Annotated in this window: 18 protein-coding genes and 1 tRNA gene; 6 read left to right on the top strand and 13 right to left on the bottom strand. The window is 60.9% G+C overall.

Translation table 11 applies throughout. The features are described from left to right. Window positions 1-4 precede the first annotated feature (4 nt). The 6 genes from WMO46_RS04740 to WMO46_RS04715 all read right to left on the bottom strand — a co-directional run bounded on the left by WMO46_RS04740 (window position 5) and on the right by WMO46_RS04715 (window position 7,141). Window positions 5-655, bottom strand: a complete 651-nt coding sequence (locus tag WMO46_RS04740; RefSeq protein WP_019150426.1) for a hypothetical protein — start codon at window positions 653-655, stop codon at window positions 5-7. 327 nt (window positions 656-982) lie between these two features. Beyond that, on the bottom strand, window positions 983-1,552 hold the full coding sequence (locus WMO46_RS04735; protein ID WP_083870986.1) for a K(+)-transporting ATPase subunit C: 570 nt from the start codon (window positions 1,550-1,552) through the stop codon (window positions 983-985). Window positions 1,553-1,567: 15 nt separating this feature from the next. Next, the gene (gene kdpB, locus WMO46_RS04730) at window positions 1,568-3,598 is read right to left on the bottom strand and encodes a potassium-transporting ATPase subunit KdpB (protein ID WP_349093920.1); all 2,031 of its coding nucleotides are present in this window, start codon (window positions 3,596-3,598) and stop codon (window positions 1,568-1,570) included. Window positions 3,599-3,612: 14 nt separating this feature from the next. Next, window positions 3,613-5,304, bottom strand: coding sequence for a potassium-transporting ATPase subunit KdpA (gene kdpA / locus WMO46_RS04725; RefSeq protein ID WP_026076454.1), 1,692 nt, complete (start codon window positions 5,302-5,304; stop codon window positions 3,613-3,615). Window positions 5,305-5,332: 28 nt separating this feature from the next. Then, window positions 5,333-5,413, bottom strand: a complete 81-nt coding sequence (locus tag WMO46_RS04720) for a potassium-transporting ATPase subunit F (protein ID WP_044118610.1) — start codon at window positions 5,411-5,413, stop codon at window positions 5,333-5,335. 393 nt (window positions 5,414-5,806) lie between these two features. Next, window positions 5,807-7,141, bottom strand: coding sequence for a sigma-54-dependent transcriptional regulator (locus WMO46_RS04715; protein WP_349093919.1), 1,335 nt, complete (start codon window positions 7,139-7,141; stop codon window positions 5,807-5,809). A gap of 131 nt (window positions 7,142-7,272) precedes the next feature. Between WMO46_RS04715 and WMO46_RS04710 the strand changes: the two genes are divergently transcribed. Next, on the top strand, window positions 7,273-8,436 hold the full coding sequence (locus WMO46_RS04710) for a MalY/PatB family protein (RefSeq protein ID WP_349093972.1): 1,164 nt from the start codon (window positions 7,273-7,275) through the stop codon (window positions 8,434-8,436). Further along, window positions 8,436-9,272, top strand: coding sequence for an endonuclease/exonuclease/phosphatase family protein (locus tag WMO46_RS04705; protein WP_349093918.1), 837 nt, complete (start codon window positions 8,436-8,438; stop codon window positions 9,270-9,272). Before WMO46_RS04710 ends, WMO46_RS04705 begins: the two co-directional genes overlap by 1 nt. Before the next feature lie 38 nt (window positions 9,273-9,310). Here WMO46_RS04705 and WMO46_RS04700 read toward each other — a convergent pair whose 3' ends face one another. From WMO46_RS04700 to WMO46_RS04670, 7 genes are all read right to left on the bottom strand, one after another. After that, the gene (locus WMO46_RS04700) at window positions 9,311-10,189 is read right to left on the bottom strand and encodes a DMT family transporter (RefSeq protein WP_019150434.1); all 879 of its coding nucleotides are present in this window, start codon (window positions 10,187-10,189) and stop codon (window positions 9,311-9,313) included. A gap of 246 nt (window positions 10,190-10,435) precedes the next feature. Then, window positions 10,436-12,424 (bottom strand): TonB-dependent receptor, encoded by a 1,989-nt coding sequence (locus WMO46_RS04695; RefSeq protein WP_349093917.1) that lies wholly within the window; start codon window positions 12,422-12,424, stop codon window positions 10,436-10,438. A gap of 258 nt (window positions 12,425-12,682) precedes the next feature. Then, window positions 12,683-13,783: a pectate lyase gene (gene pelA, locus WMO46_RS04690; protein WP_349093916.1), complete on the bottom strand. Its 1,101-nt coding sequence runs from the start codon at window positions 13,781-13,783 to the stop codon at window positions 12,683-12,685. A gap of 20 nt (window positions 13,784-13,803) precedes the next feature. Next, window positions 13,804-15,096, bottom strand: coding sequence for a cysteate synthase (locus WMO46_RS04685; RefSeq protein ID WP_195496853.1), 1,293 nt, complete (start codon window positions 15,094-15,096; stop codon window positions 13,804-13,806). Between the two features lie 19 nt (window positions 15,097-15,115). Then, window positions 15,116-16,255: a carboxynorspermidine decarboxylase gene (gene nspC / locus WMO46_RS04680; RefSeq protein ID WP_019150438.1), complete on the bottom strand. Its 1,140-nt coding sequence runs from the start codon at window positions 16,253-16,255 to the stop codon at window positions 15,116-15,118. 194 nt (window positions 16,256-16,449) lie between these two features. Beyond that, on the bottom strand, window positions 16,450-16,848 hold the full coding sequence (locus WMO46_RS04675) for a hypothetical protein (RefSeq protein WP_349093915.1): 399 nt from the start codon (window positions 16,846-16,848) through the stop codon (window positions 16,450-16,452). Between the two features lie 342 nt (window positions 16,849-17,190). Beyond that, window positions 17,191-18,381 (bottom strand): saccharopine dehydrogenase family protein, encoded by a 1,191-nt coding sequence (locus tag WMO46_RS04670; RefSeq protein ID WP_019150440.1) that lies wholly within the window; start codon window positions 18,379-18,381, stop codon window positions 17,191-17,193. Between the two features lie 221 nt (window positions 18,382-18,602). On the opposite strand from WMO46_RS04670, the gene WMO46_RS04665 reads away from it, so the two are divergent. From WMO46_RS04665 to WMO46_RS04650, 4 genes are all read left to right on the top strand, one after another. After that, window positions 18,603-18,675: transfer RNA gene (locus WMO46_RS04665), tRNA-Lys, on the top strand. A 90-nt stretch (window positions 18,676-18,765) separates the two neighbouring features. Continuing rightward, a complete protein-coding gene (locus WMO46_RS04660) occupies window positions 18,766-19,407 on the top strand; it encodes a nitroreductase family protein (RefSeq protein WP_019150441.1) in 642 nt (213 codons plus the stop codon). Beyond that, entirely contained in the window at window positions 19,407-19,979 is a 573-nt protein-coding gene (locus WMO46_RS04655) for a helix-turn-helix domain-containing protein (RefSeq protein WP_349093914.1), read from the top strand. The genes WMO46_RS04660 and WMO46_RS04655 overlap by 1 nt, the downstream gene beginning before the upstream one ends. A 95-nt stretch (window positions 19,980-20,074) precedes the next feature. Further along, window positions 20,075-22,522: a heavy metal translocating P-type ATPase gene (locus WMO46_RS04650; RefSeq protein WP_349093913.1), complete on the top strand. Its 2,448-nt coding sequence runs from the start codon at window positions 20,075-20,077 to the stop codon at window positions 22,520-22,522. Window positions 22,523-22,600: the final 78 nt, after the last annotated feature.

Here is a 22,600-nt window from a genome sequence, read left to right as displayed (position 1 = left end):
ACAGCTACATTCTGAACGAGAATCCGCCGACAAAGTTAACATCGTCGAGAGCGGGATTCCAAATCAAATTGGTGAAAATTCCAATTTTCATACCGTCGGCACCCTTGATGTCCCAGGTTTTGCCGGCATTGAGGAAGACATTCTGTACGTAGAAATCGCGGTCGCCGCAGTTATAGGTCGCGGCAGCGTTCCAGGGAACCATACCCACGCCGGCTTTCATGTCGATCGTCTTCACCGTGAAAGGACAGGCCACCTCGAAATAGGAGGCATAGGCGCGTTCTCCCTTATGGTTCCGGTCGGCGGCGCCGAACAGAATCGTGTACCACGACAGCGTGAAAGGCAGTTTTTCCGATACGACCCAGCTGGCACCCACCTCGATGCGGTGGGGAGAACGGCTGTCGAACACGAAATAGCGGTCATCGTCATGTCCGGTCCAATAAAGGTCGGCCACCGAAAGCGTCACGGGCCCCAGCTGATAAGCCAGCGTGAGATCCATCTCCTTATAGCCGCTGTCGCTGAAATCGACCGACCCCCAGGCCGTCACCGAGAAGTTTCCGGCCGTCATGGTCAGCGCGGGTTGCAGGGCCGGGCCCGACTCCCTGACACCGCGCCAGTAATACGAACTTACGAGATCGGAACCGCCGCCGAACGACACTCCTTCGTTTCGGGCGGCAACGTGATTCGTTCCAAACAAGGCCGCAGCGGCCAATGCTCCGAGTAAAATGCGTTTCATAAACTTTCAAATAGGTTTCTTCTTGTTCGATTCGAATTATTTTTTGTCCGTTGCGCCCCGAAACCCGTCTCCGGGTCCGGGCGTACGCGACGGGAAATGCTTGTTTTGCATGGTCCGACTTACGAAAGCCGGAAACCGGCCGAATTGTCAAATCAAGTCCGTGACCAGAAACACGACCAAAAATACGATCAGCACGATCAGCCAGCGTCTGGCCGGTTTATCCAGCTTTTCCATAAGTTCCTCACGCTTTTATTCGTTCTGTGCGGTGTCCAACGCCACGTTCAGCTTCAGGACATTGACCTTATAGGTGCCGAAGAGTCCGAGCCACGGTTTGCAGACATTCTCTTCGACGATCTTCTTCACCTCGGCTTCCGACATGCCGCGGGCCGCGGCCACACGGCGGATCTGCACCTCGGCGCCGCGGATCGAAATGTCGGGATCGAGGCCCGAACCGCTCGCGGTCACCATCTCGGCGGGAACCTCCTCGCGCGAGAGGTAGGGATGGGCGGCGAGGAAAGCGTCGATGCGCTCCTCCACCTGGGCCAGATATTCGGGATTGTTCGTGCCCTTGTTGCTGCCGCCCGAGCCTTCGCCGTTGTAGTCCACGTTCGAAGGACGCACCCAGAAATAGACACTGTCCGTAAAGACCTGCCCCACGTTGGCTGCCCCGACCACCCGGCCGTTATAGGTCACCACGGGAGCCTCACCGTCATTGGGCGATGCCACCCACGCCACGAGGCGCAGCACCAATACATAACCGACGAACAGCACGACGCACATCGCCAGCGTTATCCTGATTGAAATCCAAAGATTTTTCATAATTCAAGCAATACGTTAAAAGAACACACTTACCAACATGTCGATCAGCTTGATGCCGATGAACGGAACGACGATGCCGCCCAGGCCGTAGATGAAGAGGTTGCGTCGCAGCAGGGCCGAGGCTCCGATCGGTTTGTAGGCGACGCCGCGCAGAGCCAGCGGAATCAGCAGCGGAATGATGACCGCGTTGAAAATCACAGCCGAGAGGATGGCGCTTTCGGGCGAATGCAGGTGCATGATGTTCAGCGTCTGCAACGCCGGAATCGAGGTGATGAACAGCGCCGGAACGATGGCGAAGTATTTGGCCACGTCGTTGGCGATGGAGAAGGTCGTCAGCGTACCGCGCGTCATCAGAAGCTGCTTGCCGATCTCGACGATCTCGATCAGTTTCGTGGGGTCGTTGTCCAGATCGACCATGTTGCCCGCCTCCTTGGCGGCCTGCGTGCCGCTGTTCATCGCAACGCCCACGTCGGCCTGCGCGAGCGCCGGAGCGTCGTTCGTACCGTCGCCCATCATGGCCACCAGTTTGCCGGCCCGCTGTTCGCGGCGGATATACTCCATCTTGTCCTCGGGCTTGGCCTCGGCGATGAAGTCATCGACACCTGCCTGTTCGGCGATATATTTGGCTGTCAGCGGATTGTCACCCGTCACCATCACGGTCTTCACGCCCATCTTGCGCAGACGTTCGAAACGCTCGCGGATACCCGTCTTGATGATGTCCTGCAATTCGATGACGCCCATGATCCGTTCGTTCTCGCAGACCACGAGGGGCGTCCCGCCGTTCTCCGAGATCGTGCGCACGATCTTCTCCACTTCCGGAGAGAATCCGTTGCCCGCTTTTTGCGCGATCGCACGGATAGCCTCCGAAGCGCCCTTGCGGATGCGGCGGCCGTCGGGCATGTCCACGCCCGAACACTTGGTCTCGGCCGTGAATTTCACCATGCGCACGCCCGCCAGATCGGTCTGACTGAGCCGGAAACCGTGTTCGCGCCCCAGTTCGACGATGGATTTGCCCTCGGGAGTCTCATCGGCCGCAGAGGAAAGGACGCAGAGATGGAGGAACTCCTTGGGATTCACTCCGTTCGCAGGATAGAACTCGGTGGCCTTGCGATTGCCGATGGTGATCGTGCCGGTCTTGTCCAGCAGCAGCGTGTCGATGTCGCCGGCGGTCTCGACGGCCTTGCCCGACTTGGTGATGACGTTGGCTTGCAGGGCGCGGTCCATGCCGGCGATGCCGATGGCCGACAGCAGGCCGCCGATGGTGGTCGGGATCAGGCAGACGAACAGCGAGATGAAGGCCGCGACGGTGATGTTGGCGCCCACATAGTCGGCGAAGGGCTTGAGCGTGGCGCAAACGATCACGAAAACGAGCGTGAAGCCCGCAAGCAGGATGGTCAGCGCGATCTCGTTCGGGGTTTTCTGACGCGAGGAGCCTTCGACGAGGGCGATCATCTTGTCGAGGAAACTCTCGCCCGGCTGTACGGTCACTTTCACCAGAATACGGTCGGAGAGCACCTTCGTGCCGCCCGTGACCGAACTCTTGTCGCCGCCCGCCTCGCGGATCACCGGGGCCGATTCGCCCGTGATGGCGCTTTCGTCGATCGACGCCAGCCCCTCGACAATCTCGCCATCGGCAGGAATGGTGTCGCCGGCAACGCATTCGAACACGTCGCCCTTGCGCAGCGCCGAACTGCTGACGATATGCGACTGTCCGTCCTTCTCAATACGTTTGGCAGGGGTCTCCTCACGGGTCTTGCGCAGCGAATCGGCCTGCGCCCTGCCGCGCGCTTCGGCGAAATTGGCGAAGAGCACCGTAGCCAGCAACACCAGGAAGATCACGATATTGTAACCCAGCGAACCCTGCGACGTGTTCCCCGTCACGGCGATCCAGACGATCAGCAGCAGCATGACGAACGTCACGACCTCGACGGTGAACATGATCGGGTTCTTGATCATCGCCCGCGGATCGAGCTTGCGGAACGACTCAACGAAACTTGCGTTTACAAGCTGTTTGTTGAACAACGAATTATTTACTCGATTTTTCATTTTTCAAATCCGAATTAGAAACTTAAATAATCGGCGATGGGACCCAGAGCCTGTGCCGGGAAGAACGAAAGGGCGGCCACGATGATGATGACGGCGAAGGTCATCAGCGAGAAGGTGAACGTGTCGGTTTTCAGCGTTCCGGCGCTCTCGGGAATGAATTTCTTCGAGGCGAGGAGGCCGGCGATGGCAACCTGGCCCACGATCGGGAAATAGCGGCCCATGATCAGGGCGATGCCGGTCATGATATTCCAGAACGGCGTGTTGTCGCCGAGTCCCTCGAAGCCCGAACCGTTGTTCGCGGCGGCCGAGGTGTACTCGTAGAGCATTTCGCTCAGTCCGTGGAACGAGGGGTTGTTCAGCCACCCTATTTCGGGGTTCGCGGCGGCCACGGCGGCGGAAATGCCCGTACCGACGAGAATCAGGAAGGGGTGCATCAGCACGACCAGCGTGGCGATCTTCATTTCGCGCGCCTCGACCTTGTGGCCGAGGAATTCGGGCGTGCGGCCCACCATCAGTCCGCTGATGAAGACGGCGATGATCAGGAAGGCGAAGTAGTTCATCCACCCCACTCCGACGCCGCCGAACCAGCAGTTGATCTGCATGTTGAGCATCTGCATCATGCCGCTGAGCGGAGTCTGCGAGTCGTGCATCGAGTTCACCGAGCCGTTCGACGTGACGGTCGTCACCATGCCCCACATGGCCGATGCGGCCGAACCGATGCGGATCTCCTTGCCCTCCATCGAGCCCAGATCCTGCGCAATGCCCATTTCGTCGATATTGGGGTTGCCGCCCATCTCCTGCGGAACGGAGACGAAAATACCTGCCGTGAAGGCGAAGAGCATCACGCCGAAGATCCAGGCGGCCAGCTTGCGGCGACGGATGTAGAAGCCGAAAGCCCAGACCATCGCCATCGGGATAATCAGAATCGACCAGCACTCCAGAATGTTCGTGAAGGCGTTGGGATTTTCGAGCGGATGCGAGGAGTTGACGCCGAAATAACCGCCGCCGTTGGTACCCAGCTGTTTGATCGGCACGATGGCTGCCGTAGGGCCCTGCGAGATGACCTGCTCGGCGCCTTCGAGCGTCGTGATGGTCTGTTTGCCGTCGAACGACATCGGAGTGCCGTTGATCACCAGCAGGATGCCGACCAGAAGCGACAGGGGCATCAGGATGCGGGTCGTGCTCCTGACCAGATAAACCCAGAAATTGCCGATGGCTTTCGTGGTCTTCGCCGCCAGCGCCTTCATGATGCCGGCCATGGCGGCCATGCCGCACGCCGCGGTGATGAACTGGAAGAGCATGATCACGAACAGCTGCGTGAAATAAGTGAGCCCGCTCTCTCCGCTGTAATGCTGCAAGTTGCAGTTGACCATGAACGAGATGCAGGTGTTGAACGCCAGATCGGGCGTCTGGTTGGCATTGCCGTCGGGATTGAGCGGCAGCCAGCTCTGGCAGCAGAGCAGCACCATGCCCCAGAAGAACCAGAAGAGGTTGACCATCAGCAGAGCCTTGAGGAACTTCTTCCAGTCCATATCCTCGCAGGGATCGATGCCGCAGACCTTGTAAATGCCCCTTTCGAGCGGAGCCATGAAGTCGAGCCAGGTGCGCTCGCCGCGGTAGACTTTGGCGATGTAGCGCCCCAGCGGATAGCAGAGCACCGCCAGAGCCACCCATTGCAGAATCACGCCTAAAATTTCCGTATTCATTTATTCGCTTTTTTTACGGGTCAGACAATCAGAATTTTTCGGGTTTTACGAGCACGTACATCAGATAGATGAATCCGACAATGCTCAGAATAAGCAGTCCTGTAAACATTTTTCCTTCAGATTTTTTCGAACCAATCCACACATTTGAAATAGAACCAGTAGCACAACGCCCCCAGGGCGCAGAGCAGAATGAAAAGTACGATTGCGTTCATCGCTTCGTTTTTTTTGAGTTAGACATCATTTTTACATAACCGCACAGCATCCGGTCCAGCAGCAACATGGCGCCGCAAAACAGCGCGATCAGCAGTATGGTTATCAAAGTTGCCATGTCGAATTCCTCGTTCGGTTTGCCCGGATAGCATACGAAGGCGGTGCCAAAACCGCAGTTTCGGATGCAAGTCGCTCTCGAATAACCCGTTGCGATTTTTCGATACGCACAAAAAAAGAGGGCCGCCCTATCATTTTGATAAGGCGGCCCTCTCGAAATGAAAAGCCCAAAGGGTTATTTCACCCCGTAGCTTTCGAGTTTGCGGTAGAGTGTGGCGATGCCGATGCCCAGCAGACGGGCGGCTTCGGCCTTGTTGCCCCCGGTGTGGTCCAGCACCCGGAGAATGTGGCGGCGTTCGAGGTCTTCGAGCGTCAGCGAATCGGGCGCGCAGCCGACGGCCGCCGTGTAAAACTCGGGGGCGAGGCAGTCGAACGTGAGGCTGTTGCCGTCGGCCATGATCATGCTGCGCTCCACGACGTTGCGCAGTTCGCGGACGTTGCCCGGCCAGGGATGGCGTTCGAGGGCCGCGATGTAGCGGTCGTCGATCGTGTCGATGCGTTTGCCCATTTTGGCGGCGAACTGCGCCGCGAAGAAGCGGACGTATTCGGGAATGTCGCCCCGACGTTCGGCCAGCGGCGGCAGCTGGATGCGGAAAACCGACAGCCGGAAAAAGAGGTCCCCGCGGAAACCGCCTGCGGCGATCTCCCGTTCGAGGTCGCGGTTCGTGGCGGCGATCAGACGCACATCGACCCGCGTGGGGCGTGTTTCGCCGATCTTGATGAACTCCCCGCTTTCGAGCACCCGCAGCAGTTTGGCCTGCAATTCGGCAGGCATCTCCCCGATCTCGTCGAGGAACAGCGTGCCTTTGTCGGCCTCTTCGAAGAGTCCTTTCTTGTCTTTGGCGGCTCCCGTGAAACTGCCTGCACGGTGGCCGAACAGCTCGCTTTCGAGCAGCTCCTTCGAAAAGGCCGAACAGTTGACCGCGACGAAAGCCTCCCGAGCCCGCGGACTGGCGTGATGAATGGCCTGGGCGAAGACCTCCTTGCCGGTTCCCGTTTCGCCCGTGAGCAGCACCGAGGTGTCCGTGGCGGCGACCTTGCGGGCCAGTTCCACGGCCCGGCGCAGGGATTCCGAACGGCCGATGATCCGGTCTAACGAGTGCTGTTCGGACAGGGAGTCGTCGATGCGGGCCAGCCGCCGCTGCATCCGGGCCTTCTCGACGGCACGGCTCAGCAGGGGCAGTATCTTGTTGTTGTCGTCGCCCTTGGTGATGTAGTCGAAGGCGCCGTTCTTGATGGCCTGCACCCCGTCGGGGATGTTGCCGTAAGCCGTCAGCAGGATGACTTCGGCCGACGGTGCGGCCTCCTTGATCTTCGCCACCATCTCGACGCCGTTGCCGTCGGGCAGCTTCACGTCGCACAGCACCACGTCGGGATCGCAGCGGCGGAGCGCTTTCAGCCCCGAGGCGCAGTCCACGGCCTCCGTCACATCGTACCCTTCGAGCGAGATGATCCGGGCCAGCAGCCCACGCAGCTGTTGTTCGTCGTCGATAATCAGAATCTTTGCCATAGTCTTCGAGAGTCGTTCCCGGCACAAATATATATCATTTCAGCGACACCCCGCCATCGCGCGGAACGAAAAACGGAAATAAAAACAGCCGCTGAAACCTTCGGCGGCAATTCTGCGTATTACATAGTATGATGAACTACGATTTCGACGAACCGATCCCGCGGCGGGGCACGCACTCGCTGAAGTGGGATGAGAAACCCGCCGACGACATCCTGCCGATGTGGGTGGCGGACATGGATTTCAGGACGGCCCCGGCCGTCGTCGAGGCGCTTCGCCGCAGGGTCGAACACGGCATCTTCGGCTATGCGAAGGTCCCGGAGAGCTACTATGCGGCAATTACGGGCTGGTTCGCACGGAGGCACGGATGGGCTCCCGCGCGCGAATGGATACGCCCCGTGACCGGCGTGATTCCCGCCCTCTCGGCCATCCTCCGGGCGCTGACCCGCCCGGGCGACAAGGTGTTGATGCAGACTCCCGTCTACAACCACTTCTTCATCTCCGTCGCCAACAGCGGCTGCGCGGCCGCCGAATGCGAACTGACCTGCCGCGACAACACCTACACGATTGATTTCGACGCCCTGGAACGCACGGCCGCCGATCCGGCAGTGAAGCTGATGATTCTCTGCAATCCCCACAACCCTGCGGGGCGCGTCTGGACACCGGAGGAACTGCGGCGCATCGGCGAAATCTGCCTGCGCAACGATGTCTTCGTCGTCGCCGACGAGATCCATTGCGAGCTCATCATGCCCGGATTCCGCCATACACCCTTCGCCTCGCTTTCGAACGAATTCGCACGCCGCTCGGTCACCTGCACCTCCCCGAGCAAGGCTTTCAACCTCGCAGGACTGCAAGTGGCCAACATCTTCGCCGCGGATGCCGCAATCCGGGAGCGCATCGGCCAGGCGCTCGCCCTGAATGAAACGGGAGAGATCAGCCCCTTCGCCATCGAAGCCCTTACGGCGGCCTACGACGAGGGCGCCGAGTGGCTCGACGCGCTCAACGCCTATCTCTACGAAAACTACCTCTTCCTGCGGGACTTCCTCGCCCGGGAACTGCCGCAATACCCCGTGCTGCCCCTCGAAGGCACCTATCTGGCGTGGATCGACTGCCGCGCCGCAGGCATGACCTCGGAGGCGCTTGCGGCGCGGCTGCTCGCCGACGGACGCCTCTTCGTCAACCCCGGGTCGATCTACGGCGCGGCGGGCGAAGGATTCATCCGCCTGAACATCGCCTGCCCGCGGACGCTGCTGGCTGACGGGCTCGAACGACTGAAAAAAGCACTAACTCTACGATAATGAAAAAAACCGCACTTCTGCTGCTCCTCGCAGCCTGTTTTTCCATGCCGGCAATCGCCGGCGACGGCCCGCGGCCGATCAAACTGATCTCCTACAACCTGCGCAACAGCGGCGCCCGGGACAGCGACAACGCCTGGATGAAACGCCGCCACGCCACGCCGCAGATGATCCGGCAGGAGGCGCCCGACGTATTCGGCGTGCAGGAGGGGCTGATCGACCAGCTGCAATACATCGACACCGAATGCCCGCAGTACGCCCGTGTCGGCGTGGGACGCGACGACGGAGCCGAAGGCGGCGAGATCATGGCGATCTACTACCTCCGCGACCGCTTCGAGTTGGTGGACAGCGGCACGCTGTGGCTCAGCGAAACCCCTGCCGAGGTGTCGCGGGGCTGGGACGGCGCCTGCAACCGCACGATGACATGGGTCGAACTGCGCGACAAAAATTCGGGCAAGGAGTTTTTCTACTTCAACACCCACCTCGACCACCGCGGCAAGATCGCCCGCGAAGAGTCCGTCAAACTGATCGTCGGCGAGATACAACGCATAGCAGGCCCGAAGGGCACGGCCGTACTGGGCGGAGATTTCAACACCCCGGTTGACAGCCCGATCTTCAGACCGCTGGCCAAATACATGAAATCGGTCCGCGACAAGGCGCCGAAGACGGACGGCAAAGGGACCTTCAACGGATTCGGCTCGGCCCCCGACACGATCGTGATCGACCACCTCTACTGGCGGGGCAAGCTCAGGTGCCTGAGTTTCACGACGCTCGACGGCAACTACGGGGCGCCGTTCATCTCGGACCATTACCCGATCGCCATGACCTTCACGCTGTGAAACAAGAATCCCGGAGCTCGTCGCTCCGGGATTTTTCGTCAGGCCCGCCGGCTGTGCAGAACCACCGTCGTCACCGCCGCGACGATCAGCAGAATGCCTCCCGCCCCCTGCGCCGTGAAGGGCTCGCCGAAGACCCACACCCCGATCACCACGGCCGTCAGCGGCTCCATAGCGCCGAGAATCGAGGTCAGCGTCGGCCCGATGCACTTGATGGCCCGCACCAGCGCCATGTTCGACACGGCGGTCGCGGGCAGGGCGATGCCGAGGATATAGAGCCACGTATGCGGATCGGTTTCAAGACGGATGCCGCCCGTGAAACATCCGCCGACGATGAACATCAGCGCACCGAAAGCCATCACATAGCAGGTCAGCACCGTGGAGTCGATCTCCACGGCGCGGCTCTTACGCACGCCCACGATGTAGCCGCCGTAGGCCACGACCGACACCACCGACGACACGATGCCCAGCGTCGTGTTTCCGCGTGCGAATCCAGCGTTTCCCTGCGACAGCAGCACGGCCCCGACGATCGACAGGCCGACGGCGGCGAAGGTCCACACCGAGCCGCGCTCGCGGAAGAAGCACATCATGGCCAGCGCCACGACCAGCGGATACATGAAATGGATCGTCGAAGCCATCCCGCTGGCGATGTTCTGGTAGGCGATCACCAGGCTCAGCGACGTGGCGGCCCGGAAAAGGCTCAGCAGGAACACCGTGCCCAGCTGACGCCCGCCGAGCCGGAAACTGCACCCCGTCGCCACGCCGTAGGCTGCCAAGCAGAGCGACGCCACGCCCCAGCGGTAGGTCAGCACCTCAAACGACGAATACCCCGCGCCGATCAGCAGCAGGGTGAACAGCGGAGCCAGTCCGAAAGTCGATGACGAGAGGGCCGCCCAAAGAATACCTTCGACACGATTCATACGATTCCGTTTACGACCGCAAAAGTAAGCAATATATCCGCATTCCGTACCTCCCGGAGGCGTTTTTCCGCACGGCCGCCGAAGCTCCGGCCAAAACGGCGAGGTCTCCGTCACGACATCGTACCCTTCGCATGCCGGCTTCCCGGCAATCCGGCAAAAAACAGAAAGGGTTCGGCGCGATGCGCCGAACCCTCGGTTGCAGCCGGGAAGAGCCGCGTTTCACAAAAGTCCGCGGCCCGGAAAGAATCAGCGGCCGATGGTCAGCACCACCCCGCCCGTACACCAGAAACCCGGCAGACGAATGCCGCCGATGTCGCAGTAACGGGTGTCGGTGATGTTCGTGGCATCGACATAGAGCCGGCAGATACCCTTCTCCCACGACAGACGCCCGTCGAGCAGGAAATAGGGCTCGTAGCTGCGGACCTCGGTGACGGAGGCATCCCCCGCCACCGGATAGTGGGTGTAGCTGCCGTTGCGGTCGTAGACCGAGCCGGTCAGCGCCAGCGACATCCGCCGCAGGAAACGCACCTCGACGGCCAATGCCGCCTTGTGGCGCATGAAGTCCATAGCGCTCCGGGCGATGACATCCGCGTTGCGGTCGGTCGTGATGTAGCCGTAGGAGAGCGTCACGCGCCGCAGGAAGCCTTCCGCCGAGGCGTAGCCGCCCGCCAGCTCGGCCCCGAAAGTGTCGAGACGGCTCGACTGCTCGGAGTGCCATTTGTCGCCCATATCCTCGCGCCACACCCAGTCGATGATGTCGCGTCCGGCCCGGTAGTAAACCTGCGCCGAAATGTTCCAGCAATGCTTGAGATAATCGGCGCCGATACGGTATGTCACAGCGTGTTCCGGCACGAGATCAAGATTGTTGATCTGGGCCGGCGACGTGTAGTAGAGGTCCGTGAAGGTCGGCAGGCGCATCGACTGCCACACCCCTGCGCCGACGCGCAGCTCCTCGACGGGCGTCCACCCGGCCGAAAGGCTCCACAACGCCGATGTGCCGTAGGGTGTGAGGCTGACGCCCGCCGAAGCGGCCGCATCGAAATGCCGCCACTCCTTCGCGTGCCGCAGCCAGATGTTGCCCGTATGGCGCGCCTTGGCGTGGGTGTAGTGCCCTTCGGGAACCGCGAGTTTCTCGCCCAGATTCGTGCTGTAAATATGGTTGAAGGCCCAGTCGGCGCCCAGCGAGGTCTTACCCGCCGCCCAATCGCAGTCGGCCCACGCTTTCGCACCCGCATTGTCCGTGTTGTGACGGTTCATCGCCGTTCCGCGCGTCCAGTCGTAGCGGTCGAAATTCTTGCGGTAGCTCACGGCGGCTCCCAGCGAGAAGCGGCCCGCGGTCTTCAGCCACCGCAACGACGCCAGCGCCGTTGCGGTGTGCTCCCATTGGTCGGGATTGTAAGCCGCATAAAAGCCGTTGGAGCCGAAATCGCGGTCCTGCCACCCGGCTTGCAGGTCGAAGAACCCGGCCCGCCCGCCGTCGCAGGTTGCACGCACGAAAGCGTTGTAATTCGAGAAATCGGTGTTGTGCCGGTAGCCGTCGCTGCGGCGGTAGGAGGCCGCCCCGAGCACCGAAAAACGGCCCGAGGTCACCGCTCCCGAGAGGTTGGCATAAGCATAGCCGTACTGGCCGCCCGAACCCTCGAAGCGCAGGTAAGTGGGCCGCAGCGGCGCGGTGCGGATGTTCACCGCCCCGGCATAGGCGCCGACGCCCGGCACGCCGTCGAGCAGTTCGACGGACGAAATGCAGTCGAGATCGACGGGCAGCGCGTGGGACTGGTGTCCGGTGCGTGCATCTGTGAAGTCGATGCCGTTGAGAAGGACCATGGTCTGGTCGAAAGAGCCTCCCCGGATGAAGATGTCGGCCTGTGCTCCCTTGCCTCCGCGTTCGCGGACATCGACCGAAGGAGCGAGGCGCAGGGCGGCTTCCAGAGTCTGGACAGGCGCCGGGGCCTGGGCTTTCCGGTCGAAAAGCGGGGTGTGCGACTGGGCGCTGCGCACGGGAGCCGTCTGGCTCCCCGTGATGCCGACCTCCCGTATCCTCCACGTTTTGAGGACAGCGGCCGTATCGGCATTCTGCGCGGACGCACCCTGCGTCGCAAGCAGCAGGATCGACATCCCGACGGAGAGAACCCCGATCGCCCAGCAGCGGCGCAGACTCGCAAAGACCGACCAGCCCTTGCGGTTCCAACGCCGCCAGTGAGTAGCGGGGCATTGTTTTGCCTGGATGTTTTCCATGTGTTTGAAATTTGGGTTAATAAAAAACAGCGGTTCGAGCCGGTCCGGCTGCACCCCTCGGCCCAAACCGCCGCAAAGATACGGATAAGCGAGCGCAAAAGCAAGCTCGCTCGCATTTTGCCGGACGGGAAGATCTTCGGCACAGCCAAAGATCGGCGAGCGCAATGTCAAATTTACTCAGCTGCGACCACGCTCGGCACAAAAAACGGGCCCCGAAGGCCCGTTTTGACGTTTTGAGAAGTTGCGCCCGAAGCGCGGCTATTTTCCGAGTTTCCGATGCCACTCGGGATATTTTTTCAGCACCTTGCCGCCCCACGTTCCGTACCACGAGTAACCCACGCGCCGCTCGGCGGGGACTTCGCGCAGATCGTAGACCTTCACCCCCTCACGCGTGGCAAAGAAAGGCCGGTTGTCGGACAACTCGCTGTAACGCGGCCAGATCGGGGCGGCATCGGGATCATCGACCAGAATCCGGTCCTTTTTGATCTTCCGGTCCTCTTCCAACCCTTCGGGCACCGAAACGGTCTCGACCTTTTTGCCCGTGATCTTCGTGCGGTCGAACCATGCGGCGGCGGCTTCGACGGCCTCGACGACCTCGGGCGACGGCTTTTTGATGCGCATCAGCAGCATCACGATGTCGGCGCTCTCGGAAGCCGACAACCCCGGGAGTTCATAGGCCCGGGCCTTGACGGGTTGCAGGGTTTCGTGGTCGTACTGCTGGGCCCAGACGGTCTTTACGCCCGCCTGCACCCATTGAGTTCTGAGGATCAGGTCGATGCCCCGGTCCCACGAAGCCTGTATCCGGGCTTTCAGACCGTCGTCCACCCACGCATAGAGGGGTTTTCCAGCGAGCACTTCCTGCCAGGTCGAAAGCACGCCGCAGATGATGCCGTCGTTGAAGGTCACTGCGTCGGCGTCCCATCCCCGCCAGCCGCCGTTGGGGTATTGCGTCGCAAGCATGTACTCCATGCCCCGGCGGGCGGATCGGCAGTAAACGCTGTCGCCTGTCAGCAGAAAAACGTTCGAAAGATACTCGACCTGCGTGTAGACATTGGCATTGTCGAGCGTCGAAAGCCGGTGGCGCGGCTTGAGGGAGGCTTTCACCGAATCGGGATCGAGTTTCGCCATCATGTCGAGGTTCTTGGGCCAGCCGCCGTCGGCGTTCTGGTAGGCCACGATATTGTCGGCGATCCCGCGGAACTGGTCGGGCATGTAGCGTTCGTAAGTCTGCTTGCCGTGCTCCTTGTTCCAATGGCTCACGGCATCGGCGAAACGCTTGGACGACACCTCCGGCTGCGTCTGGGCAGCGGCCGAAACAGCCGCCACCGCGAAAGCCAAAACGATGACAATCTTTTTCATAACCCGGTTGATCTGAAGCGTCAGTTGAACAATGCCTCGACCGTCTCCACCACGTTCGCAGGGTCGGGGTCGAGCGGGAAGACGTGGCTCGGCTTAAGGTACCAGAGCTCCTTGCCCTCCTTAAAATGCTCCTCGCCGCCGCCCGTGATGTTGAGCATGACGGTGGCGTCCTTCTCGATCTTTCCGGCGGCGACGGCGTTGATGAGCGATGCCGTGGCGACGCCGGCTGCCGAATAGATGTCGACGCCCTCGAGGTCGTGGAAGAGCTTGCGGGCCTTGCGGGCCATAGCGTTAGTGGCTACGAAGAACTCGCCGCCGGTGGCTTTCAGCGCGTCGTAGAGTCCGCCGGCGATGGCGTAGGGCGGACGGCGGTTCGACAGCACCTTGGCGTCGATGATCTCCGCATCGCGGCGCGCCTTGTCGGCGTCGTACGGCAGCATCTTGCGCGAATCGGCCCGCCAGGCGTCGTACATCGGGACGAACGGCGCGTTCTGCGACACCATGATCTTCATGGTGTTCGTGCCGAAGCGGCCGTCCTCGATCAGGCGCATGTTGGCCTCCCAGGCGGCGATGGCTCCCGTACCGCTGCCCACGGCCTGGAAATAGTAGTCGGGAATGCGGCCGATGGTCGTCACGGCCGAGAGGACCGTGCAAGCCATGCCGTCGCGGCGCGCGATGTTCTTGGCCCCGCCCTCGGCATAGAAGCCCGGACCTTTCAGCGCCAGGTCGCTCAGGTAGATGGCGTCGAAATAGTCGCCCCCCTTGTCGCACGAAATGAGTTTCACGCAGGGGTTCAGCGGTTCGTCGAACCACAGCGCGTCGATATTGTCGTAGGGAACCGACAACAGCAACTTGATGTTGTTGTCGGAGCAGACCTTGGCGAAGGCGCGGGCCGTGTTTCCGGCCGAGGCCACGACCAGCACGCGCTGTTCGTCGGCAGCGGCGCGGCCGCAGACCGAATAGGCTTCGGTCTCTTTGAAGGAACACGTAGTCATCGTGGCTCCGATGGCCGGATAATAGCCGTTGAAGGTGATCCAGAGGTTTTCCAGCCCGAGGTGCTTGGCCAGCCCCTTGCTCTTGTAGGTCACGGGAGCCGACGAGCCCTTGAGGATGCGCCGCACGGGCAGCCAGTCGCAGAAGCGGTAGAGCCCCCACTCGGCGGGCTTCACGTCGAGCTGTTTGCAGGCGTATTTGGCGCGGACGAGCGACGGTTCCTTGTACTGCGGGTCGGCGAGCATCCAGCCGGTGTCCTCGAATTCGCGCCCCGTGGCGACGCACTCCAAGGTGTAGGAAGTAGGTGTAAAATCTTTCATTTATCGTTGTTTGTATTGTTTACGACATGCGGTTTCTGAAATCTTCGTAGCCGAACTCGCGGATGACATCGACACGTCCGTCACGGCGTGCAATGACGATCGCGGGGTGCTGGACGCCGTTGAACATCGTGGTCTTGACCATCGTGTAGTGGATCATATCCTCGAAGACGATGCGCTCCCCCACCTTCAGATCGTGGTCGAAAGCCCAGTCGCCGTAAAAATCGCCCGCGAGGCAGCTCGTGCCGCCCATGCGCCAGCGCTTCTCCCCCTCGGCGGGCTCGTGCGCCCCGACGATGGCCGGTTTGTAGGGCATTTCGAGGCAGTCGGGCATGTGGCAGGCGAACGACACGTCGAGCATGGCCGTATGCACCCCGCCGTTCTCGACCACATCCTCGACGGTCGAAACCAGATAGCCCGTTCGCCACGTGAAGGCGCTGCCGGGTTCGAGGATCAGCCGCAGGTGCGGATGCCGGGACCTGAAATCTTTCAGAACGGCGATCAGTTCGTCGCAGTCGTACCACGAGGCGGTCATCAGATGGCCGCCGCCCATATTGAGCCACTTTATCCGATCGAGATACGCCCCGAAATGCGTTTCGACGGCTTCCAGCGCTTTCCGCAGGTGTTCCGGGCGCGATTCGCAGAGGACGTGGAAATGCAGCCCCTCGATGCCCGCCGGAAGTCCGCCGTGCGCCGCCAGCTGTTCGGCCGTGACGCCCAGCCGCGAGCCGGGAACGCAGGGGTTGTAGAGGTCCGTTTCGACGGGCGAATACTGCGGATTGATCCGCAGGCCGCACGAAAGGCCGCTGATAAGGGCCCGCTGCCCGAAACGTTCGAACTGGGAGACGGAGTTGAAGGTGATATGGTCGCTGCAACGCAGTATCTCGTCGATATTGCGGTCCGTATAAGTCGGGGCGTAGGTGTGGGCGGGCTTCCCGAACTCCTCGAAAACGAGGCGCGCCTCGGCGGCGGAACTCGCAGTCGCTCCGTCGGAGTGCCGCGCCAGTTCGGGAAAGACGCTCCACATGGCGCAAGCCTTCAGGGCCACGATAATTTCGGCACCCGATTCCCGGCGCACGCGGTCGATCGTCCCGAGGTTCGCATCGAGCAGTTTCTCGTCGAGGACGTAACACGGCGACGGCAGTTTCAGAAAGTCAATCATCGAATCGTTTTTAGTTGGATTTCATCCTTCGTTTTCTCCACTCGGCACAATCCGGGCAAGCCCGGTCTGCCCTCGTTCAGCGAAAACGTCCAAAACAGTTGCAAAAATAGCAAAATCATCGGCACGGAGCGACGCCCGTCCGATGATTTCACGCAAAAATAGGTATTTATACCTACTCGCCCGGATAACACGAGCTATTTAGGCTCCCTGTCAGAGGATCTAAGTGTCAAACAGAGAATAAAAAACACGACACTCAACAAAACGTAAACGAACGCTCCGGCATAATTTACGCCGCTTACGAAATCGAGCTGGAACAACGCAGCAACCGGAGAAACGAGCGCCAGCACGCTCAGCCATTTGGCGGCCCGAATCCATCGGAACAGCAATGCCACAAAAATCAGAAAATAGGACAGTAATGAAGTCAGCAAAGCAACCATCACCACGGCATCGCCTTTGGCATTGCTGATTTCAATGTAGCGACCGAAACCATATACCCCACCGTTCCCAACGACACCTTCGACGTAGGCCAGCGGTATGAAAAAATAGACGAATCCCAGGAGGATGCAAAAGACAAGCAAAATGTACCTTTTCATAATAAACGATTGATTGGTTCAATAAAAAAAAACGTGGACATATCATTATATCCACTCGCGAGGTATTGGACGACCCAGATAGCAGGATATAAGACAATGCCCACGCTGAAAAACAGCGCGAGCATCAACCTTTGTTCCTTACTATCCTGAAAGTGTCCAATTTTCGCGAGTAAGAAAAAAGCCGATGCGCTTTTATATGTTCGACGCCTATGTCCGGGCGTCCCGATCGAAAGTCATTTGGGTTATATCATAGGCTGAAATAAGTTGGTTTCCAAGGCAAATATAATGAAAATTGCGGACACGTAAAACGCATCCGCAATTTTTTATTCGAGAACCGGAAAATCAGACCTCCAGGTTCACGTCGAACAACTCGTGCCACGGAAGCCCCTGCTCGCCCAGCTCGGCGAGGAACGGATCGGGATCGAACTCCTCGACGTTGAACACCCCGGCGCCGCGCCACAGCCCCTTGGCCCACATCGAAGCGCCCAGCGCCGCCGGAACGCCCGTCGTGAACGACACGGCCTGCGTCCCAGTCTGACGGAAAGCCTCCTCGTGGTCGCAGTTGTTATAAATATAGTACGTGCGCTCCTTGCCGTCCTTGACGCCCTTGATGCGGCAGCCGATCGAGGTCTGTCCGTGATAGTTGGCGCCCAGCGACTTGGGGTCGGGAAGCACCGCCTTGAGGAACTGGATGGGGACGATCTCCACGCCGTTGTAGATGATCGGGTCGATGCGCGCCATGCCGATATTCTGAATCACGCGCAGGTGCGTCAGATACTCCTGTCCGAAAGTCATCCAGAAGCGCGCCCGCTTGATCGTGGGATAGTTCTTGACGAGCGACTCCAGCTCCTCGTGATAGATCACGTACGACTCGCGCTCGCCGATGCCCGGATAGCTGAGCGGCTTGTGGATCTCGTGCGGCTCGGTCACGACCCACTCTCCGTTCTCGTAGTAACGGCCCTTCTGGGTCACCTCGCGGATGTTGATCTCGGGGTTGAAGTTCGTGGCGAAGGCCATGCCGTGGTTGCCGGCGTTGCAATCGACGATGTCGAGGTAGTGGATTTCATCGAAATGGTGCTTGGCGGCATAGGCCGTGAAGATGGCCGTAACGCCCGGGTCGAAGCCGCAGCCGAGGATCGCCGTGAGACCCGCGGCCTTGAAGCGGTCCTGATAGGCCCACTGCCACGAGTATTCGAAATGCGCCTCGTCCTTGGGCTCGTAGTTGGCCGTGTCGAGGTAGTTGCAGCCGCATTCGAGGCAGGCATCCATGATCGTCAGGTCCTGATACGGCAGCGCCACGTTGACCACGATGTCGGGTTTGAACGCGCGGAAAAGTTCGCAGAGCTGCGGCACGTTGTCGGCATCGACCTCGGCGGTCTTCACGCGGTTGCCGCCGATGGCGGCCGCCACGGCATCGCATTTGGATTTGGTGCGGCTGGCCAGCATCACATCCGTAAACACGGGATTGGCAGCGATCTTCTGGGTCACCACGGTGCCGACGCCTCCCGCACCGATAATCAGCGCTTTACACATAGAATTATTGGAATTTTAGAGTTAATTTCGCGTTAACGCCTACAAAAATATCTTTTTATTTCGGCAAATCAAAATCGGCGCAGCAATTTTCACGATCCCGGCGAACCGAAACACGAAAAAGCAGGTTTTGCGCAAATTTTGCAGGTCAGGTGTTGCAAATTAAAAATAAATCCGTACATTTGCACCACCAAAACGGAAGCGATTCCTATTTGGCACACGGAGAATCCGTAGCTCAGCAGGTAGAGCACAACACTTTTAATGTTGGGGTCCTGGGTTCGAGCCCCAGCGGGTTCACGGAAAAAAGCGGCTGTCATGCGACAGCCGCTTTTTTTTGTCTTTGTACCCGGTTTGTACTATCTTTGCTTCGACTAACGGAAACGAATCATGGCAGACAACTATCTGGAACGGAAAATGGAGGAGTACCGGGCCCGGACGGCAGCCGCACAAGGCAGCCGCAGGCCCCTGGCGACGCTCAGCCGACTGCTGCTGAAAAACCGCAGCCACCGCGGTTACGACGCGAATTTCATCGTCCGCGAAGACCAGCTCCGGCGCATCATCGCCGTAAACGCCAAAATCCCCTCGGCACGCAACCAGCAGGTGCTGAGGTTCCGCCCCGTGCTGTCCGGCGAAGCGCAGAAGGTGCTGGCGCACATCCGTCTCGGAGGGGCCCTGCCCCACCTGCACCTCCCCTTGCCGGGCACCGAGCCCAACGCCTTCATCATCGTCTGTTCGACCGCAGCGGAGGACCGCTACGTGGACATCGACCTCGGCATCTCGGCTCAAAGCATGTTGCTGCAAGCCGCGGAAATCGGGTTGAACGGCATCTGCATCGGGGCTTTCGACAAGGAGCGCATCCGGCAGGAGTTCGGGCTGGAGTGGGAGCCGCTGCTGATCCTCGCCATCGGCCGGGGCATCGAGAAGATCGAACTGGTGCCGATCGGTGCGGACGGCGACCGCGCCTACTACCGCGAGGGCGGCACGCACTACGTTCCCAAAGTCCGTCCGGAGGATCTGACGATCGAGTGATGGAGACGAACGAACCCATATATATCCGCAACATGGTGTGCGACCGCTGCCGGATGGTCGTGCGGGAGCTGTTCGCGGAACTCGGCATCGAAACCCGCTCCGTCGAGCTGGGCGTGGTGCGCACGGCGGCTCCGGTGGCGGAAGAGTTGCGGAAACGGCTGGGCGAACGGCTGCGGGAGCTGGGATTCGAACTCCTCGACGAACCCCGGCAGCGGATCGTCGAGCAGGTGAAGACCGAGATCATCCGGCTGGTGCACCGCGACAACGGGGCCCTGCGGGTCAATCTCTCCGACCGGCTGTCCGAAATCACCCGACACGAATACAGCCAGATCAGCAAACTTTTTTCCGAGACGACCGGAACGACCGTCGAAAAATACTTCATCGCCCAGAAGATCGAGCGGGTGAAAGAGCTGCTGGCCTACGGCGAGCTGTCGCTCGGCGAGATCGCCGACCTGATGAACTATTCGAGCGCCGCCCACCTCAGCGCGCAGTTCAAGAGCCTGACGGGAATGACCCCTACCCGCTTCCGCGAGCAGTCCGAAGGCGACCGGAAACCCCTCGACAAGGTGTAGCTGCCGGAATCTTGTAAATCTATTCCATAATTCTGTAACGGCTCCGCGGCCCCGTGGCGTTACCTTTGCAACGAAGCACGAACAAGGTAACGGAGATGGAAAACCACAGCGTAAAACAGACCTTCCCGGTCGCCGACATGAGTTGTGCGGCGTGCGCGGCGAAGGTGGACAAAGTTCTGAACAGCGTTCCGGGCGTGAGCCGGGCCGCGGTGAATTTCGCGGCGGCGACCGCCCTGGTGGAGTACGACCCCGCGCAATGCTCCCCCGCCGCCCTGCGGGAGGCCGTGCGGCAGGCAGGTTACGATCTGATCGTCGGAGCCGGGGATGCCGCCCGGGAGGCCGAAAAGGCCGCGGGCGAACGCTATCGTTCGCTGAAACGCCGCACGGTGTGGGCCATAGCCCTGTCGGTGCCGGTGGTCGTCGTGGGGATGTTCTGGATGGGAATGCCCTATGCCGAAGAGTTCATGTGGCTGCTGTCAACGCCGGTGGTGTTCGTGCTGGGACGCGATTTCTTCGTCAACGCCTGGCGACAGCTCCGCCGCGGTTCGGCCAACATGGACACGCTGGTGGCCGGAAGCACCGGGGTCGCCTATCTTTTCAGCGTGGCGAACATGCTCTTCCCCGGATTCTGGGAGGCCCGGGGCATCCATCCCCACGTCTATTTCGAGGCGGCGAGCGTCATCATCGCCTTCATCCTGCTGGGACGCCTGCTCGAAGCCCGCGCCCGCGACCACACCTCGGAGGCCATCCGCAAGCTGATGGGACTTCAGCCCGCAACGGTGGTCCGCATCGCGCCGGACGGAGGGCAGCACGAGGTCGCGGTCGCCGAAATCCGGCCCGGCGACCTGCTGCTGGCACGTCCCGGCGAGCGGATCGCCGTGGACGGAACCGTCGCCGAGGGCAGTTCCTACGTCAATGAAAGCATGCTCACCGGAGAGCCCGTGCCGGCAGCCAAAGGCCCCGGGGACGCGGTGTTCGCCGGAACCGTCAACCAACGGGGAAGTTTCCGCTTCACGGCCGCGAAGGTCGGGAGCGAAACCCTGCTGGCGCAGATCATCCGGCTGGTGCAGGAGGCGCAGGGCAGCAAAGCCCCGGTGCAGAAGCTCGTGGACCGCATCGCGGGTGTCTTCGTGCCCGTGATCATCGGCATCGCCCTCGTCTCGTTCGCGGCGTGGGTGCTGCTGGACCCGGAGAACGGATTTTCGCACGGCCTGCTGGCGCTGGTCACGGTGCTCATCATCGCCTGCCCCTGCGCCCTGGGGCTGGCGACGCCCACGGCCATCATGGCCGGAATCGGCAAAGGGGCCGAGAACGGCATTCTGATAAAGGACGCCGAGAGCCTCGAAACGGCCGTCCGGGTCGATGTCGTGGTGCTGGACAAGACCGGAACGCTGACCGAAGGGCGTCCCGAGGTGACGGACCTCGTATGGGCCGGGGACGACGATTCGCACCGGAATATACTCTGCGCCCTCGAAAAACTTTCGGAACATCCGCTGGCCGGAGCCGTCGCCGCGCATCTCGAAGGGTGCGCCCCGGTGGCAGTCGAGGAGTTCGAGAGCATTACCGGACGGGGCGTGAGCGGCATCGTCGGCGGACGGACCTACTACGCCGGAAACGAAGCCCTGCTCGACGAACACGGCATCGCCGTCGGCGAAGAGCTCCGCACGGCGGCGGAACGGATGGCCGGGGAGGCCAAAACCGTCGTCTGGTTCGCCGATGCGCAGCGGGCGCTGGCCGTGGCGGGGATCACCGACCGTCTGAAAGAGGGCTCGGCGGAGGCTGTCCGGGAGCTGCGCGAACAGGGCATCGCGGTCTGGATGCTCACCGGCGACGGTGAGGCGGCCACCCGCGAGGTGGCCCGCAAGGCAGGCATCGACAACTACCGTGCGGGAGTGCTCCCCCACCAAAAGGAGGCATTCATCCGCACGCTTCAGGAAGAGGGGCACACGGTGGCCATGGCGGGCGACGGCATCAACGACAGCGCGGCGCTGGCCCGTGCAGACCTCGGAATCGCCATGGGGCGCGGCAGCGATATTGCGATGGAGGCGGCCCCGGTGACGATCATCTCGTCGGACCTCACGAAGATCGCCGAAGCCATCCGCCTCTCGCGCCTCACGGTGCGCACCATCCGTCAGAACCTCTTTTGGGCGTTCGTCTACAACCTGATCGGCGTGCCCGTGGCCGCCGGGGCGCTCTACCCGCTGCTGGGGGTTCAGCTCAACCCCATGATCGCGGGGGCCGCGATGGCGATGAGCAGCGTCAGCGTGGTGGGCAACAGCCTGCGTCTGAAACGTGCAAAACTGTACAAGGAAAAAACCGATAAAAAACAACCTGTCATGAAAAAGTATCGAGTGGAAGGCATGATGTGCAACCATTGCCGCATGCACGTGGAAAAAGCGCTCAACGCCCTGGAAGGCGTATCGGCATCGGTCACGCTCGACCCGCCGGCGGCCGAGGTCCGGTTCACGGGCCGCACGTACTCCGACGAGGAGTTGCAGCGGGCCGTCGCCGAAGCCGGGGACTACCGGCTGAAAGCCCTGTAAGGCGCTCCCGGGACAAAAGACGGCGCAAAGGTGCGGAATTTCCGAAATTATCCGTATCTTTGCGCCGTCACCAATTAA

Source organism: Alistipes intestinihominis, assembly GCF_040095975.1.
Classification (GTDB): Bacteria; Bacteroidota; Bacteroidia; order Bacteroidales; family Rikenellaceae; genus Alistipes; species Alistipes senegalensis.
Note: the sequence above shows the minus strand (reverse complement) of the source record. Positions and strands in the feature narration are given on the sequence as shown.

Bases quoted from the DNA above. Each gene is read 5' to 3' on its own strand.
- pelA (WP_349093916.1), bottom strand. From the start codon at position 13,783: ATGAAAAAGATTGTCATCGTTTTGGCTTTCGCGGTGGCGGCTGTTTCG.
- WMO46_RS04675 (WP_349093915.1), bottom strand. From the start codon at position 16,848: ATGAAAAGGTACATTTTGCTTGTCTTTTGCATCCTCCTGGGATTCGTC.
- WMO46_RS04720 (WP_044118610.1), bottom strand. From the start codon at position 5,413: ATGTTTACAGGACTGCTTATTCTGAGCATTGTCGGATTCATCTATCTG.
- WMO46_RS04655 (WP_349093914.1), top strand. From the start codon at position 19,407: ATGGAGACGAACGAACCCATATATATCCGCAACATGGTGTGCGACCGC.
- WMO46_RS04670 (WP_019150440.1), bottom strand. From the start codon at position 18,381: ATGTGTAAAGCGCTGATTATCGGTGCGGGAGGCGTCGGCACCGTGGTG.
- WMO46_RS04735 (WP_083870986.1), bottom strand. From the start codon at position 1,552: ATGAAAAATCTTTGGATTTCAATCAGGATAACGCTGGCGATGTGCGTC.
- WMO46_RS04700 (WP_019150434.1), bottom strand. From the start codon at position 10,189: ATGAATCGTGTCGAAGGTATTCTTTGGGCGGCCCTCTCGTCATCGACT.
- WMO46_RS04650 (WP_349093913.1), top strand. From the start codon at position 20,075: ATGGAAAACCACAGCGTAAAACAGACCTTCCCGGTCGCCGACATGAGT.
- WMO46_RS04685 (WP_195496853.1), bottom strand. From the start codon at position 15,096: ATGAAAGATTTTACACCTACTTCCTACACCTTGGAGTGCGTCGCCACG.
- WMO46_RS04695 (WP_349093917.1), bottom strand. From the start codon at position 12,424: ATGGAAAACATCCAGGCAAAACAATGCCCCGCTACTCACTGGCGGCGT.
- kdpB (WP_349093920.1), bottom strand. From the start codon at position 3,598: ATGAAAAATCGAGTAAATAATTCGTTGTTCAACAAACAGCTTGTAAAC.
- nspC (WP_019150438.1), bottom strand. From the start codon at position 16,255: ATGATTGACTTTCTGAAACTGCCGTCGCCGTGTTACGTCCTCGACGAG.
- WMO46_RS04715 (WP_349093919.1), bottom strand. From the start codon at position 7,141: ATGGCAAAGATTCTGATTATCGACGACGAACAACAGCTGCGTGGGCTG.
- WMO46_RS04710 (WP_349093972.1), top strand. From the start codon at position 7,273: ATGAACTACGATTTCGACGAACCGATCCCGCGGCGGGGCACGCACTCG.
- WMO46_RS04705 (WP_349093918.1), top strand. From the start codon at position 8,436: ATGAAAAAAACCGCACTTCTGCTGCTCCTCGCAGCCTGTTTTTCCATG.
- kdpA (WP_026076454.1), bottom strand. From the start codon at position 5,304: ATGAATACGGAAATTTTAGGCGTGATTCTGCAATGGGTGGCTCTGGCG.
- WMO46_RS04660 (WP_019150441.1), top strand. From the start codon at position 18,766: ATGGCAGACAACTATCTGGAACGGAAAATGGAGGAGTACCGGGCCCGG.